At 67.6% G+C, this 15840-nt stretch carries 16 protein-coding genes; 8 read left to right on the forward strand and 8 right to left on the reverse strand.

The window, feature by feature from the left end; translation table 11 throughout:
• The first annotated feature begins 31 nt into the window (after window positions 1-31).
• From ACVOLJ_RS05195 to ACVOLJ_RS05230, 8 genes are all read left to right on the forward strand, one after another.
• Window positions 32-1120: an acetylornithine deacetylase gene (locus ACVOLJ_RS05195; protein ID WP_475280257.1), complete on the forward strand. Its 1089-nt coding sequence runs from the start codon at window positions 32-34 to the stop codon at window positions 1118-1120.
• A 74-nt stretch (window positions 1121-1194) separates the two neighbouring features.
• Window positions 1195-2523: an acetylglutamate kinase gene (locus tag ACVOLJ_RS05200; protein WP_475280256.1), complete on the forward strand. Its 1329-nt coding sequence runs from the start codon at window positions 1195-1197 to the stop codon at window positions 2521-2523.
• A 5-nt stretch (window positions 2524-2528) separates the two neighbouring features.
• A complete protein-coding gene (locus tag ACVOLJ_RS05205; protein ID WP_475280255.1) occupies window positions 2529-3128 on the forward strand; it encodes a GNAT family N-acetyltransferase in 600 nt (199 codons plus the stop codon).
• Entirely contained in the window at window positions 3125-4078 is a 954-nt protein-coding gene (argC, locus tag ACVOLJ_RS05210) for an N-acetyl-gamma-glutamyl-phosphate reductase (RefSeq protein ID WP_481563626.1), read from the forward strand. The genes ACVOLJ_RS05205 and argC overlap by 4 nt, the downstream gene beginning before the upstream one ends.
• Before the next feature lie 30 nt (window positions 4079-4108).
• On the forward strand, window positions 4109-5404 hold the full coding sequence (argH, locus tag ACVOLJ_RS05215) for an argininosuccinate lyase (protein ID WP_481563627.1): 1296 nt from the start codon (window positions 4109-4111) through the stop codon (window positions 5402-5404).
• A complete protein-coding gene (locus tag ACVOLJ_RS05220) occupies window positions 5404-5667 on the forward strand; it encodes a YciI family protein (protein WP_475280252.1) in 264 nt (87 codons plus the stop codon). Before argH ends, ACVOLJ_RS05220 begins: the two co-directional genes overlap by 1 nt.
• Window positions 5668-5679: 12 nt before the next feature.
• The gene (proB, locus tag ACVOLJ_RS05225) at window positions 5680-6837 is read left to right on the forward strand and encodes a glutamate 5-kinase (protein ID WP_481563628.1); all 1158 of its coding nucleotides are present in this window, start codon (window positions 5680-5682) and stop codon (window positions 6835-6837) included.
• Window positions 6834-8102 (forward strand): glutamate-5-semialdehyde dehydrogenase, encoded by a 1269-nt coding sequence (locus ACVOLJ_RS05230; protein ID WP_481563629.1) that lies wholly within the window; start codon window positions 6834-6836, stop codon window positions 8100-8102. The genes proB and ACVOLJ_RS05230 overlap by 4 nt, the downstream gene beginning before the upstream one ends.
• Before the next feature lie 488 nt (window positions 8103-8590).
• On the opposite strand, the gene gspD is transcribed toward ACVOLJ_RS05230, so the two are convergent.
• From gspD to xpsH, 8 genes are read right to left on the reverse strand one after another with little or no spacing between them, the layout of a single operon-like run.
• Window positions 8591-10792: a type II secretion system secretin GspD gene (gene gspD, locus ACVOLJ_RS05235; protein WP_481563630.1), complete on the reverse strand. Its 2202-nt coding sequence runs from the start codon at window positions 10790-10792 to the stop codon at window positions 8591-8593.
• Between the two features lie 9 nt (window positions 10793-10801).
• On the reverse strand, window positions 10802-11587 hold the full coding sequence (locus tag ACVOLJ_RS05240; protein WP_481563631.1) for a hypothetical protein: 786 nt from the start codon (window positions 11585-11587) through the stop codon (window positions 10802-10804).
• Window positions 11577-12296, reverse strand: coding sequence for a type II secretion system protein GspM (gene gspM, locus ACVOLJ_RS05245; protein WP_481563632.1), 720 nt, complete (start codon window positions 12294-12296; stop codon window positions 11577-11579). The genes ACVOLJ_RS05240 and gspM overlap by 11 nt, the downstream gene beginning before the upstream one ends.
• On the reverse strand, window positions 12271-13440 hold the full coding sequence (locus ACVOLJ_RS05250) for a PilN domain-containing protein (protein ID WP_481563633.1): 1170 nt from the start codon (window positions 13438-13440) through the stop codon (window positions 12271-12273). Before ACVOLJ_RS05250 ends, gspM begins: the two co-directional genes overlap by 26 nt.
• Window positions 13437-14300: a type II secretion system minor pseudopilin gene (locus tag ACVOLJ_RS05255; protein ID WP_475279299.1), complete on the reverse strand. Its 864-nt coding sequence runs from the start codon at window positions 14298-14300 to the stop codon at window positions 13437-13439. Before ACVOLJ_RS05255 ends, ACVOLJ_RS05250 begins: the two co-directional genes overlap by 4 nt.
• Complete coding sequence (locus tag ACVOLJ_RS05260; RefSeq protein ID WP_481563634.1) at window positions 14297-14929, reverse strand: type II secretion system protein J; 633 nt, start codon at window positions 14927-14929, stop codon at window positions 14297-14299. The genes ACVOLJ_RS05255 and ACVOLJ_RS05260 overlap by 4 nt, the downstream gene beginning before the upstream one ends.
• Window positions 14926-15345: a type II secretion system protein XpsI gene (xpsI, locus tag ACVOLJ_RS05265; RefSeq protein WP_475279302.1), complete on the reverse strand. Its 420-nt coding sequence runs from the start codon at window positions 15343-15345 to the stop codon at window positions 14926-14928. The genes ACVOLJ_RS05260 and xpsI overlap by 4 nt, the downstream gene beginning before the upstream one ends.
• Window positions 15342-15836, reverse strand: coding sequence for a type II secretion system protein XpsH (xpsH, locus tag ACVOLJ_RS05270; protein WP_475279303.1), 495 nt, complete (start codon window positions 15834-15836; stop codon window positions 15342-15344). Before xpsH ends, xpsI begins: the two co-directional genes overlap by 4 nt.
• Between the last annotated feature and the right edge of the window lie 4 nt (window positions 15837-15840).

Raw genomic sequence — 15840 nt, forward strand, 5'->3', positions numbered from 1 at the left:
CCCGGCGGCATTCCACAGGAATTGTTGATTCATGCTTGAACAGACGCTCGATCACCTGCAGGCGCTGGTGTCCTTCGACACCCGGAATCCGCCGCGTGCGATCACCACCGGCGGCATCTTCGATTACCTGCGCACGAACCTGCCCGGGTTCAACGTCGAGGTGATCGATCACGGTGCCGGTGCGGTCAGCCTGTACGCCGTGCGCGGTACGCCGAAGTACCTGTTCAACGTGCACCTGGATACCGTGCCGGACTCGCCGCACTGGAGTGCCGACCCGCACGTGATGCGCCGCCTGGACGATCGTGTGGTCGGCCTTGGCGTGTGCGACATCAAGGGCGCGGCCGCCGCGCTGGTGGCCGCGGCCAATGCCAGTGATGGCGATGCCGCATTCCTGTTCTCCAGCGACGAGGAAGCCAACGATCCGCGCTGCATCGCTGCGTTCCTGGCCCGCGGCATTCCGTATGAAGCGGTGCTGGTGGCCGAGCCGACCATGAGCGAGGCGGTGCTGGCGCATCGTGGCATCAGCTCGGTGCTGATGCAGTTCGCCGGTCGCGCCGGGCATGCCTCGGGCAAGCAGGATGCCGCCGCCAGCGCGCTGCACCAGGCCATGCGCTGGGGCAACCGCGCGCTGGATCACGTGGAAACGCTGGCCTCGACGCGCTTCGGCGGCCTGACCGGGCTGCGCTTCAACATCGGGCGTGTGGAAGGGGGCATCAAGGCCAACATGATCGCGCCCGCTGCGGAAGTGCGCTTTGGTTTCCGCCCGCTGCCGTCGATGGACATCGATGCACTGCTGGCTACCTTCGCCGGCTTCGCCGAGCCGGAAGCGGCGCTGTTCACTGAAACTTTCCGCGGCCCCAGCCTGCCGGCCGGTGACATCGCCGAAGCCGAAAACCGCCGCCTGCTGGCGCGCGACGTGGCCGACGCGCTGGACCTGCCGATCGGCAACGCCGTGGACTTCTGGACCGAGGCATCGCTGTTCTCGGCCGGTGGCTACACCACGATGGTGTTCGGCCCGGGTGATATCGCCCAGGCCCACACCGCCGATGAGTTCGTGACGCTGGAGCAGCTGCAGCGTTACACCGACGCCGTGCACCGCATCATCGGCGCCGGCGCCTGATCGACCCACAACGCCGTCGTGCCCCGGCACGGCGGAACTGCAACGCGGCGACCGCCGCCTGTGACGAATCCGAAATGTCTCCTGCACTCCAGCCCCACCGCCAGACCCGCCAGACCATCGTGCGCCTGCTTTCCAGCATGGCCAGCGCGAAGGAGATCAGCCAGTACCTCAAGCGCTTCTCGCAGCTGGACGCCAAGCGCTTTGCCGTGGTCAAGGTCGGCGGTGCCGTCCTGCGCGACGATCTGGAAGCGCTGACCTCGTCGCTGTCGTTCCTGCAGGAAGTCGGCCTGACCCCGATCGTGCTGCACGGCGCCGGCCCGCAGCTGGATGCGGAGCTGTCGGCAGCGGGCATCGAAAAGCAGACCGTCAACGGCCTGCGGGTGACTTCGCCGGAAGCGCTGGCGATCGTGCGCCGGGTGTTCCAGCAGTCGAACCTGCGCCTTGTCGAAGCGTTGCAGCAGAATGGCGCGCGCGCCACTTCCATCACCGGCGGCGTGTTCGAAGCCGAGTACCTGGGCCTGGACACCTACGGCCTGGTCGGGGAGGTGAAGAAGGTCAATCTGGCGCCGATCGAAGCGAGCCTGCGCGCGGGTTCGATTCCGGTCATCACCAGCCTCGGCGAGACCGCTGGCGGGCAGATCCTCAACGTCAACGCCGACTTCGCCGCCAACGAGCTGGTGCAGGAACTGCAGCCGTACAAGATCATCTTCCTGACCGGCACCGGCGGCCTGCTGGACGAGGAGGGCAGCGTGATCGATTCGATCAACCTGTCCACCGAGTACGACCACCTGATCGCGCAGCCATGGATCCACGGCGGCATGAAGGTGAAGATCGAACAGATCAAATCCCTGCTGGATCGCCTGCCGCTGGAATCGTCGGTGTCGATCACCCGTCCGGCCGACCTGGCCAAGGAACTGTTCACCCACAAGGGCTCGGGCACGCTGGTGCGCAAGGGCGAGAAAGTGCTGCGCGCCACCACGTGGAACGAACTGGACCTGCCACGCCTGAAGGGCCTGATCGAATCCAGTTTCGGCCGCACCCTGGTGCCGGACTATTTCCAGAAGACCACGCTGCTGCGCGCCTACGTCAGCGAGAACTACCGCACGGCGGTGATCCTCACCGACGAGGCCGAGGGTGTGTACCTGGACAAGTTCGCGGTGCTCGATGATGCGCAGGGCGAAGGCCTTGGCCGCGCCGTCTGGAACGTGATGCTGGAGGAAACCCCGCAGCTGTTCTGGCGCTCGCGCAACGGCAATCCGATCAACCACTTCTACTACGCCGAATCCGATGGCTGCTACAAGCAGGGCCACTGGAAGGTGTTCTGGTACGGCGCCGATGGCATCGACCGCATCAGGACCTATGTCGATCACTGTGCCGTGCGTGCACCGAGCCTGGAGGGCTGAGCGCGATGAACCATGCCGATTGGACCCGGGTTCCCACGCTGTCCGGCACCCATGCGCGGCTGGAACCGCTGCAGATGGGCCATATCGATGGCCTGCGCGGCGCGCTGGGCGACGGTGCGCTTTCAAAGCTCTGGTACACCCAGGTTCCGGATGCGAAAACCATGACCGGCTATGTGCAGGCGGCGCTGCAGGCACAGGCCGAGGGCAAGGTGCTTCCTTTCGTGGTCTTCGATGCCAACGACCAGATCGTCGGCACCACCCGCTACTACGACCTGCAGCCGGATGTGCCGCGCCTGAGCATCGGCTACACCTGGTATGGCGAGTCGGTGCAGCGCACCGGCGTCAATTCGGAAACCAAGCTGATGCTGCTCAGCCACGCCTTCGAGCGCCTGCAGTGCCTGAGCGTGGTGTTTGAAACCAGCTGGTTCAATTCCACATCGCGCACGGCGATCGCGCGCCTGGGTGCCAAGCAGGATGGGGTGCTGCGCAATCATCGCCGGCACCCGGATGGCACCCCGCGCGACACCGTCATCTTCTCCATCATCGACGCGGAGTGGCAGGGCGTGAAGCGCCACCTGCAGCACCGTCTGGACAGCCACGCATGAACGATTCGACTTTCACCCTGGGCATCATCGGCGCCCGTGGCCATACCGGTGCCGAGCTGATCAAGCTGGTGGCTGCGCATCCGCGCCTGCAGCTGGCGTTCGTGTCCTCGCGCGAGCGCGCTGGCCAGCGCCTGGCCGATCACCATCCCGAGTTCCAGGGCGAGCTGCGCTACGAAAACCTGGATGCCGAGGCGGTCGCCGCCAAGGGCGTGGACGCAGTGATCCTGGCCCTGCCCAATGGCCTGGCCGCCCCGTTCGTGACGGCACTTGAAGCGGCCAGGCCCGACACCGTGATCGTCGACCTGTCAGCCGATTATCGCTTCGAGAACACCTGGTATTACGGTCTTCCGGAGCTCACCCGCAGCCGCTACAACGGGCAGAAGCACATCAGCAATCCGGGCTGCTATGCCACTGCGATGCAGCTTGCGATCCACCCGTTGCTGGATCTGCTGGCCGGCCCACCGCAGTGCTTCGGCGTGTCCGGTTATTCCGGTGCCGGCACCTCGCCGTCGGACAAGAACAATGTCGAACTGCTGGCCGACAACCTGATGCCGTATGCGTTGACCAACCATGTGCACGAGCGCGAGGTAGCGGCACACCTTGGCGTGCCGGTTGAGTTCATGCCGCACGTGGCACCGCATTTCCGGGGCATCACCCTGACCGCCAACCTGTGGTTGAACCGCGTGCAGACCCGCGAGCAGATCGTCGAGCGTTTCCAGCAGGCCTATGACGGGGAAGCGCTGGTCGACGTCGTGGACGAAGCGCCCTGGGTGAGCCGAATCGCCGGACGCCACGGCGCGCAGGTCGGCGGCTTCACCCTGGCCCCGGGCGGCAAGCGGGTGGTTGTGGTGGCAACCCTGGACAACCTGCTGAAGGGTGCGGCCACCCAGGCCATGCAGAACCTCAACATCGCGCTGGGCATTGACGAACTGACCTCGATCCCGCACTGAACCCCATACCGACCTGTTTCCGGAGCCCCCATGGCAGACCTTCTTTGGCAGAAGCCCGGTGTCGCTGTAGACGCCAAGATCCAGACCTTCCTCGCCGGCGACGATGTGATCCTCGACCGCGAATTTTTCCTGCACGACATTGCTGCCAGCGCCGCGCATGCGCAGGGCCTGCAGCACATCGGCATCCTCAGCGGTGATGAGCTGGCGGGCCTGCTGCGCGAGCTCGATGTGCTGGCACAGGATTTCCGCGAAGGCCGTTTCGTACTGGATACGCAGTATGAAGATGGACATTCGGCGATCGAAGCGCGCCTGACCGAACGCCTCGGCGATGCCGGCCGCAAGATCCACACCGGGCGCAGCCGCAATGACCAGATCCTGGTCGCCACCCGCTTGTGGCTGAAGGAAAAGCTGCAGCACGTGGCACAGCTCAGCGCCGAAGTGGCCAAGGTCGCGCTGGACCGTGCGCACGCGGAAAAAGACCTGCCGGTTCCCGGCTATACCCACATCCAGCGTGCCGTGGTGTCCTCGGCGGGCATGTGGTGGGCCGGCTGGGCCGAGGCGTTCATCGACAACGCCATCCGCGCCCGCGATACCCATGCGCTGGTCGATGCCAATCCGCTGGGTACGGCTGCCGGTTACGGTGTCAATCTGCCGCTGGACCGCGAGCACACCACCGCCGCGCTCGGCTTCGCACGCATGCAGATATCGCCGATCTACGCGCAGCTGTCGCGTGGCAAGTTCGAACTGGCCGCGCTGGAGGCGCTGGGTGGTGCGACGCTGGATCTGCGCCGCATTGCCTGGGATCTTTCGCTGTTCACCAGTGCCGAGTTCGGCTTCGTGGCGCTGCCGGCGCAGTACACCACCGGCAGTTCGATCATGCCCAACAAGCGCAATCCGGATGTGATCGAGCTGATGCGTGCCACCCACGCCAGCGTGGCGGCCGCGCGTACCGAGATCGAGCAGCTGCTGTCGCTGCCGTCGGGCTACCACCGTGACCTGCAGTCGTCCAAGGGCGCGATCTTCCATGGATTCGGTCGTGGCCTGGCCGCACTGGAACTGCTGCCGGCCCTGCTGGCCAACCTCGAATGGCGCGACGACAAGCTGCGTGCAGCGATCGATTCGGGCATGTACGCCACCGATGTCGCGGTGGAAGCGGCCGTTGCCGGCGTGCCGTTCCGCGAGGCGTACAAGGCTGCCGCCGCTGGTGCGGACAGTGCAGGGCAGGGGCGCACCCCGGAAGGCAGCCTGGCCGCTCGGGTATCGCCGGGCTCGGCATCCGATCTGCGTCTGGATGAGCTGCGCGCACGCTGGCAGGCGCTGTCCTGATGGCCGGCACGGTCTATCTGGTGCTGGCCATGCGCCTTCCCGGTTTCACCCAGGCGGCCGTGCAGCCGCATCTGGATTTCCTCGATGCGTTGCGCGCTGAAGGCAAGCTGCAGCTGACCGGTGGCTTCGCCGATGGCAGCGGTGGTGCCTACGTACTGTGCAACCTCGACAGCCTGGCGCAGGCCCAGGCCATTGTCGCCACCGATCCGCTGGTGACGATGCAGGCCTCGGCGCTGACCGTACACGAATGGAACACGCGCTGAGGCGCCCCTGAGATGACCGTCCACGCCACCCGGATTGCATCGCCGTTCCCCGAACAAGCGCTGCCGCCGTGGCGGCGTGCGGTGCTGAAGGTCGGCAGCAGCCTGCTCGCCGCTGATGGCGGCGGGTTGTCGCCACGTCATGCGCTGGGCCTGGCCCAGTTCGTCTCGGCCAATGTACTGGCCGGGCGCGAGGTGGTGATCGTGTCCTCCGGCGCGGTGGCGGCAGGGCGCGCGATCCTGCCCAAGGCAGACCAGCCGGGCGCAGCGATGGCTGCGCGGCAGGCGCTGGCGGCACTCGGCCAGGCACAGCTGATCGGGTTGTGGCAGCGCTTCTTCGAACGTCCCGTCGCGCAGGTGCTGCTGACCCATGATGACCTGCGCAACCGTCGGCGCTATCTCAATGCGCGCGCCACTCTCAACGAACTGTTGCGGCTGGGGGCGTTGCCGGTGGTCAATGAGAACGACACCGTTTCGGTGGATGAGCTCAAGCTCGGCGACAACGACAACCTGGCCGCCACGGTGGCGGCGCTGGTCGATGCCGATGCCTTGTTCATCGCTACCGATATCGACGGCCTTTACAGTGCCGATCCGCGCACGCAGGCCGACGCCCGGCCGTTGCACGATGTGCCGGAGCTGAGCGATGCGGTGCTGGCGATGGCGGGCGGTGCGGGTTCGCGCGCCGGTACCGGCGGCATGCGCACCAAGCTGGAGGCCGCCGCCAAGGCTGGCCGCGTCGGTATCGAGACCTATCTGTTCAATGGCCGCAGCGGCGACGTGGTGCGTGCGCTGGGACAGGACCGCCTGTTCGGCACCCGGATCCATGCCGCACGCAGCCGCGAAGCGGCCCGCAAGCACTGGCTGCGGCACGCGCCGCTTGCCGAAGGCGCGATCCTGGTTGATGCCGGTGCCGCACAGGCGATGCGCGAGAAAGGCGCTTCGCTGCTGCCCGGCGGCATCACCGGCGCCGAGGGCGCGTTCCGTCGCGGCGACATGGTGCAGGTGTGCTGGCACACAGAGGCCGGCCAGGTCTGCGTCGCGCGTGGCGTGAGCCAGTACGCTGCCGATGACATACGCCGCATCGCCGGTCGCCACAGCCGTGATATCCAGGTCGTGCTCGGCTACAACTACGGTGGCACGGTCGTGCATCGCGACGATCTGGTGCTGCCATGAACCCACTGCAGGACATCCCGATGAGTGAGATCGAATCGCAGGCGCGCGCCTGCCGCGACGCAGCCCAGGTGGTTGCCGGCCTGGACGGCGATGCCCGCAGGACGCTGCTGCAGGCAATGGCACAGGCGCTGGAACTCAACGCCGGGTCGATTCTGGCCAACAACGCCCGTGATCTGGCCGCCGCCCGTGAAAAGGGCGTGGGCAGCGCGATGCTCGATCGCCTGGCGCTGGATCCCGCGCGCCTGTTGGCGATGGCCGACGCGGTGCGCGAGGTGGCCGGGCTGCAGGATCCGGTGGGGCAGGTGACCCGCGATGACGTGCGCCCGAACGGCATCCGCGTGCAGAAGGTGCGCGTGCCGCTGGGCGTGATCGCGATGATCTACGAAGCGCGTCCGAACGTGACGGCCGAAGCGGCAGCGCTGTGCCTGAAAGCAGGCAACGGTGTGATCCTTCGTGGTGGCTCGGAGGCCATCCATTCCAACACCGCCATCGCCCAGGCATTGGCGGGCGCGCTGGAGGCCAACGGCGTGCCACCTGCGGCGGTGACTGTACTGACCGACCTGCGCCGCGAAGCGATGCTTGAACTGCTGCAGCTGCACGAACTGATCGATCTGGCCATCCCGCGCGGAGGCGAGGGCCTGATCCGGTTCGTGGCCGAACACGCACGCGTTCCGGTCATCAAGCACTACAAGGGGGTCTGCCATCTGTTCGTGGACGCCAGCGCCGACCTGGGCAAGGCGGTGGATCTGCTGATTGATGGCAAATGCAGCCGGCCGTCGGCCTGCAATTCGCTGGAGACGCTGCTGGTGCACCGGGATATCGCCGGTGAATTCCTGCCGCGTGCCGCGCAGGCGTTGGCCGAACGAGGCGTGCAGCTGCGCGCCGACCAACGCGCGCAGCCCTTGCTGCCCGGCAGCAGCGCGGCCACCGATGACGACTTTGCCGCCGAGTTCCTGGATCTGGTGCTGGCGGTGGGCGTGGTCGACGATCTTGATGCCGCCATCGCACACATCCGCCGCTACACCTCCGACCACACCGAAGTGATCGCTACCGAAGAGGCTGCCAATGCCGAACGTTTCGTCAACGCGTTGCGTTCGGCGGTGGTGATGGTCAATGCCTCCTCGCGCTTCTCCGATGGCGGCCAGCTGGGCCTCGGCAGCGAGATCGGCATTTCCACCACGCGCCTGCATGCCTATGGCCCGATGGGACTGGAAGCGCTGACGGTCGAACGTTTCGTGGTGCGCGGCGAAGGGCAGACCCGGTAGGGGTTTGTCCGGCAGGGCTTGCAGCCCTGCACCTGCTGCAGATCAACGTCAACGTCAACGTCAACGTCAAAGGCATGCATTCCGTGGGTTGGCGGGGTGGGTCCGGTTGAGGGGGACGCCGTAAACCCGTCCATGGGGGCTTGGTCGCGGCATCCATGCCGCTCACACCCCCTCAACCGGACCCACCCCGCCTTCGACAGACCCCGCGATCTGTCGGAACGGCATCGAGGTCAAATCCATTTCGATATCTGACAGAGAAATCGTGTCGACCTAGGTCGACACCTGCCAACAGCCGAGTGAACCTGTCGAAGGTGGGGCGGTGTCGGATTGCGGGGTGTCCGCGGCATGGATGCCGCGGCCAAGCCTACAGGGACGTACTTGCGGCGTCCCCGCAATCCGACACCGCCCCGCCAACCCACTGATAGCCCGCTTTTGACGTTGCTGTTGCTCCTGCAGGTGCAGGGCTGCAGGCCCTGCCAAAGAAAACCCTACTTCTTGCGCTCGCGGGTGGGGAACGGCTCCATCGCACGGAAGCGGTTGCTGTATTCGTCGGTCAGGCTGCGTGCCTCGCCCGCGTTGCGCACGATGGTCGGGGTCAGCAGCACGATCACCTCCGAACGCTTGTTCTTGCGCACCTTGCTGCCGAACAGGCCGCCGACGATCGGCAGCCGGCTCAGGCCCGGAATGCCGCTGGAACCGTCCTCGTCGGAATTGGTGATCAAGCCGGCCAGCATGATCGTATCGCCGCTCTGCAGCGCCGCTTCGGTGGAAATCTTGCGGGTGTTGATCGGCGGGTTGCAGGTGGTCTTGGTCGGGTCGCAGCCGGACGGCGTGGCGCCGGCCGAGCTGACCTCCTGCACGATATCCAGGAACACCACGCCATCGCGGGTGATGCGCGGGCGCACCTTCAGGATCACGCCGGTATCCAGGTACTGCACCTGGCTGTAGGTGTTGTCGCTGACACCGGTATTGACCGACACCGAGTTGATCGGAATCTTGGTGCCGACGTTGAGCTGGGCCTCGGCGTTGTTGCGTACGAAGATCGACGGGGTCTGCAGCAGGCGCAGGTTGGTTACCTTGTCCAGCGCGCTGACCACGGCGGCGGCATTCTTGCCGAGGAAGGTCCAGCCGGCGCCTTCACCGCCGGTCACTGCGCCGGCAAAGGTGCCCCACACGCTGCGGCCGAGTGCGCTGGGCAGCGTCGCACCGCCGGTGGCACCCGGGAAGGTCTGGCCCTGCACCGCGTTTTCGAAGAACCAGTTGACGCCGTACTTGAGGTCGCCATCGAGGTCCACTTCGGCCACCTGGGCTTCGATGTGCACCTGCATCGGCATCACGTCGAGCTTCTCGATCACTTCACGGATGGAACGCCAGGCCTGTGGGGTGGAGCGCACCAGCAGTGCGTTGGTTTCCTCCACCGCCGACACGCCCACCGTATCGCCCTCCACATCCAGGCTGACACTGATGTTGCCTTCCTGGCGCTGCGGCAGGTTCATGGTGCTGGCCATGCCACCACTGCCGGTGCCCGAACCGGTATTGCCCACCGAACCGACATCGCCGCCGCTGTTCTGACCACGGCTGTCGACCTGCATCGGCGTCGCGCCCGGGGCCAGCGAGGCCGACCCGCCGCGGCTGTTGCGGTTGTTGCTGCTGGCAAACGCTTCCGACAGGCGCTGGGCGAGGTCGCGTGCCTTGATGTAGCGCAGTTCATAGGAGAACAGGCGCGCGCTGCCACCGGCGGTGTCGATCCGGTCCAGCCATTGCTGGATCTGGTCCAGGTAACGCACCTGCGGGGTGATCACCAGCACGGCGTTCGCGTTTTCCAGCGGCAGGAAGCGGAACATGCCCGCGCTGGGTGTCTTGCTTTCCTCACCGAACACCTTTTCCAGATCGGCGGCCACCTGCTCAGCCTTGCCGGACTGGATCGGGAACACGCCGACGGACATGCCCGACAGCCAGTCGACGTCGAAGATCTCGACCGTGTGCAGGTAGTTCTCAAGCTCTGCACGGGTGCCGCCCAGCGTGATGACGTTGCGGCCACTGTCGACGTTGACGATGGCATTGGGGCGCGCGTACGGCTCCAGCACCTTCTTCATCTCGGTGGCGGAGATGAACTGCAGCGGCACCACGCGCACCTCGAAACCCCGTGCGCTGGACGCCGGCGCGGTGCTCGGCGCGACGGTACCGGCCAGCGCCTGGTCGGCGGCAACGATGTTGTAGCGCCCGCCGCTGTAGACCATGCGGGCGTTGTTCCAGCCCAGCACCATCTCCAGCAGGTTCAATGCCTGCGCGGGCGACACCGGCTTGGGCGTGGCCAGGGTGACGGTGCCCTGTACGCCGGGCGCGATCACATAGTTCTGGCCCAGCATGTCGCCAAGGATGGCCTTGACCACCGCATGCACCGACTCGCCTTCGAAATTGAAGGTGGCGCTGCCGCCGCTGGCCGAATGCAGCGCCGGCGAGGGCGCACGTGCGGCTTCACGGTTGATCATGGTGCCGCTGCCGCGCCGGATCACCGCCTGCGGTGCACCGGCGGCGGCATCACCTTCGACGACCTGCGGATCGGTGGCCGCCTGGCCTGCTGCGGGCGGTGGTGGATTCACACCGCGATGCAGGTGCGGACCGGACACGGTGCTGCAGCCAACCAGCAACGTCAGCGCGAAAGACCAGGGAAGAAAACGCAGGTTCATGCATTCACTCTATCGGTTGGTGCCATCGCCCGGGGGCGGCGACGGTTGCTGCTGCTGTTGCAGCTGACGACGACGGGCCTGGATGCGTTCGCGGATGGCCTGCATCTGCGCTTCGCTGGGGCCGTTGTTGGCGGGGGGCGCGGCAGGCGTGGCGGCCGCTGCGGGAGGCGGCGCGGCGACGTTGCCGTCATTGGCGCGTGGCGTGGGAAGGGGCTGCGCCGGAGGCGGCGGCGGCACCGGCGACGGCACCACCGCGCCTGCGACCGGCGCGGCACCATTGGCACCGCGCAGGGCAGTGGGCGGTTCACCGCCCTGACCATTGAACACCGCCAGTTCCAGCACCTGGCTGCCACCCGAGCCGTTCACCGTGGCCTGGCGCGGTTCCAGCGCGACCAGCTGCCAGCCGTCGACGGCATCGCCATTCAGGCGCAGGCGCAGCGAGCGGCCCTGTTCGGTGGTGAAGGTGGCCATGCTGAAATCATCGGTCATCAGCACGCCGGTCAGGCGCAGCGCGGGGCTGGCGACGGCTTCGCTGCCTCCCAGCAGATACGGGCGCGGCTTGCGGTCTTCGGCGAACAGGGGGCGTTCGCTGATCACGCTGTAGCTGTCGGCGCCGGCCATGCGTTCGGCGGCCAGCGCGGGCAACACCGGCAGCGCGGCCTGTGCGTCGGCATCGGCGGTGGCCGCGGGCAGGCGACTGCCCAGGCCGAAGCCGGTGGCCAGCCAGGTGGCTGCCGCCCAACCGGCCACGGCCAGCAACAGGCCGGTGCGCAGGCTGATCTGCTCAAGCTTCATCGGCCACCTCCTGCGCTTGCGCAGCCGGTTCGGCCGCAGGCTCCGGCGACGCCGCCGGCGCTGCAGCTGGCGGCGGTGCCACCGGTGCCGCGGGGACCGCTGCCGCCGGTGCATCGGCAGCAGCGCCCGGCAGCAGGTAGCCGGCCAGTTCGAAGGACACATCCAGACCGAGGCCGGATTCGTTCGGTGATTGCTGGAAACGCTGTGCGATGAGGTTGAGGTTGTCCACGAACAAGCGCGGACTGCCGGTCTCCAGACTGTGCAGCACGGTAGCCAGTTCGGCCACGCCGCAGCGCAGCCGCACCTGCATCGCAACGCGCACGAACGCGGCATCGCGGCGGTTGTCGTTCAGCGGGGTACGGTTGCTGATGGTGCAGCTGCGGTTGCCCGGGCTGGCCATTGCCACGGCATCCTGCAGGCGCGCGCCGAGCGCGGCCGCGGCCGCTTCGGCGGTGGCTTCGCGCAGGAAACCCGGGCGCTGCTGCAGGGCCTGCCGGGTGGCGCGCAGACGCTGTTCGATCTGTGGCTGCTGCTGCAGCTGCGCCTGCACCCGCTGCTGCCGCTCGCGCAGGCCGGCGGCATCGGCATCGATCGCGCGCAGCGGCTGGGTGAACCACGGATGCACCAGCAGCAGGTAAGCCAGCCCCAGCACTGCCAACAGCAGTGCCAGTGCCAGCCAGCGGTCACGGCGTGCGCTTGGCATCGGCATCGGCCGCCTCCGTTGATTCAGTCGGTGCGGATGCTGGCGTCGGTGCAGCGGCCTGCAGCGGCTGCAGCTCGGCGGTCAGGGTGAAACGGTCGCGGCCGCTGCTGGCACCATCGGCCTGCAGCACCCCGGTCAGATTGACCTTGCGCCACTGTGGCGCGTCCTGCAGCAGCTGCACCAGCTGCGATGCTTCGGTGCTGAGCCCGATCAGCTGCAGGCTGTTGTTCTCGATCGCCAGTTTTTCCAGATAGGTTCCATCGGGCAACCGGCGGGTCAGTTCGTTCCACACTTCAACGGTGCTGGCGCGCTGGTTGCGTTGGGTTTCCAGGAACGTCGCGCCATCAAGCAGGGCCTGCAGCTGGGTACGCTCGGCGGCCACGCCGCGCGCACTGCGGGCGCTGCGCTCGACCTCTTCACGCAGCGCATCGACGGCGTCGCGACGGTTGTCCAGCAGCTGTGCGGCGGCCAGTACCAGCATCACCAGCGCCGCGGCAGCCAGCAGCAGGTTCCAGCGCCGCATCGGGTCCGGCCGCTGCTGGCGTTGGCCAGGCGGCAACAGGTTGACCTGCAGTGTGCGGCCCTGCGCGTCGATCGCATCGACACCGGCCAGTGCGTCGGCCCATTCCCCGCTCTGCGAGCGCCACTGTTCGATCTGGCGCAATGGCCAGGCCACCAGTTCCACCTGCAGCAGGCCTTCGCCGGCGCTGCCCAGTTCACGCACGTCATAGCTGACCTGGCTGGCTTCGAACGGTGTCTGCCGGTCGATTTCATAGCCGACCACCGCGTGCAGGCGGTCGGCCGCTGCCGCTGGCAGGCGCAGGGTGCGCCGCAGCACCTGGGCGGCAGGCAACAGCCACACCCTGGGCAGTGATCGCAGGCGCGGTTCCAGCACCCGGTCCAGCTCGGCCGGTGACACCGGCCATGGCAGGCGGACCACCGGTTCGAGGCCGTCGCCGGTTTCGCGCCAGAGCTGCAGCTGCCCGTCGTCGCGCTGCAGCAGCAGGCGGGTCTGCGACCAGCCCAATGCCCACTGCCAGCGCATCGGCACCCAGGCCAGCAGCGACTGCTTCCACCAGCGCAGGAAACGGCCGGCACCCGGGCCGATCTGGCCCTGCACCTGCCGCAGACTATCCTGCCAAGCCGTCATCTTGCTGCCATTCCCTGCTCCCAGCGAAGCACTGTGTAGGTCCGACCGGGCACCCCGCCCGATCCGTTGCGTACCACCGCCTGCAACACCGACCGGCGTCCGCTGCCGTCGGTGGCGCGGCACTCGATACTATAGGTGCCACTGCCGCTGGCAAGCGTCGATGCTCCCGCAGCGTTATCTCCGTCACGCTCCTGCAGGGCACGTTGCGCCAGTACCTGCTCTGCATCCAGGCCCAGCGCGGTCAGTACCGGGGCGCTTGCCACTCGCGGATCGGGACGTGCCTGGCGGCTGTAGAGCGTCAGATGCGGTTGCATCGCCGCGTACAGGGAGGCGCGCATGCCCAGCACCCGCTGCAGTTCGCCCAGGGTTTCAAAGCGCTTGTTGCGCGGCCCGTAGGGCAATCCGGCCGCCGCGTATTCCGGCGCCTCGGCGCCGCCGCCCGGCTGCAGCAGGCTGTCCTCATCGCGCCAGTCGATGATCGCCCCGGCCAGCTGCCGCGCCTGTTCGGGCGCTTCGCCCAGCGCCTGCAGGAAGGCGGTCAGCAACGCCGCATCGGCCAGGTTGAGGTTGATCTTGCCGTTCTCGTCCAGCACCCGGATCTCGATGGGGGCATCGTCGAACTGCCAGCGGTAGACGCGGCCATCGGCCTGCCACGGTGGCCGCTGCGGGTCCGGCTGCAGGCGCAGCAGTGCATATTCCAGGCCTGCGCGGGCGCGCTCCTGGCCGCGCGCATCATCATCCAGCACGCGCTGCTGCAGATGCTCGACGCGCGCACTCAGCGCGAAGGCGCCCACCAGCGCGGTCATCAGCGCGATCAGCCACAGCACCAGCACCAGTGCGGCGCCACGCTGGCGGTTCATCGAGCACCACCATTGCCGCCGGCGCGCGGTGCGACCAGCAGTGCCGGCCAGGTCGTACCCCTGGCCGGCACGATCTGGATTTCCACCAGCAGCGGCAGGCGCCGGGTGTCTTCCCAGCGCGGCAACCACTCGGTCATCTGCCCGCTGCCAGCGTCGATGCCGCGATAGCGCAGGCGCACCTCTTTCAGTTCATCGGCCAGCACCTCCGGCGGCCGCGGTGGCGTTTCGGCGATACGCTCGCCTTCCTGCAGCAGCACCATGTCCAGCAGCAGGCGGCGGTGCCCGGGGGCTCCTTCCACCTGCAGGGCATGCAGGTAGGGGCCGCCGCGACCAAGATAGCCCGGCAGGTCGGCGACGAAGGCCATGCGATCCGCATCGCCCTGGAAGAACACCGGCTCACGGGTGGGATCGGGTACTTCCAGCGGGCTGCGCAGGGCGCCACCCAGCTGGCGGCGCAGCAGCCCCTGCACCGCACGCATGCGTTCGCTCTGCGCGGCAATCTGTTCACCGCGCTGGCTGATCGCCATGGCCGAGCGCACGCTGGCGAAGGCCAGCGCCAGGCCACCGGCCAGCAAAACCGTGGCCAGCATCACTTCGACCAGGGTGAACCCGGCGGCAGGACGCCTCATCGCGCACCCTCCAGCGCCGGAGGCAGCAGGCGCAGGCTGCGCCAGCGCAGCTGCTCACGCTCACTGTCACCCCAGCGCACCTGCAGCTGCAGCTCGGCCAGCCACGGCGCACCCGGTGACTGCGCTGCCGGCTGCGCGTTGCCGCGCGGCTCGACCCACGGCTGCACCTGCAGCTGCCAGTGGTAACGCCCCTGTTCCCACTCGCCCTGCTGGCTGCCCACCTGCAACGGAGCCTCCACCCCGGTGCCGGCCAGCAGCGATTGCGCGTGCAGCACCGCGCGCGTGCGCAGTTCAGCATCACGCACCTGCCTTGCACCACCAGACAGGCTGCCCAGCAACAGCGTCAGCGCCAGGCCAAGCAAGGCGAAGGCAACAATCACTTCCAACAGGGTGAAGCCGCGAACGCGCCGCTTCATTGCGCCCGCCACGGTCCGGAGCGGACTTCACCGGTCAACCAGCCCACGTCGATGCGCCATTCGGCGGCATCGCGCTGCAGGCGGATGCGGCCGCCGCTGGAACCGCCGTCGGGATGGAACTCGATAACGCCCTGCCCCGGCACGGTGGCCAGCTGCGCTGCGCCTTCGAACTGCACCTGCAGCGCTGCAGGCACTTCACCCTGGCGCTGGTTGGCACCCTGCCAGCGGTGCTGCGCCGGTTCGATCACGAAGCGTTGCGGCTCGCCACGGGCAATGGCCTGCGCGCGTACCATGCGCAGCTGGTTGGCGATGTCCTTGCCGGCACTGCGCAGCTGCATGCCGGCGAACCCGCGCGACATGCCGGCAGCGGTAATCAGCCCGATGGCTGCGATCAACGCGATCACCAGCAGCATTTCCAGCAGCGACAGACCCGCAGCGCGCCTGCCGTGCAGGCGCGGGCGTGAGAGCCGGCGCGGCAGGACATTCAGCATGGGT

Source organism: Stenotrophomonas sp. STEN046 (genome assembly GCF_056759755.1).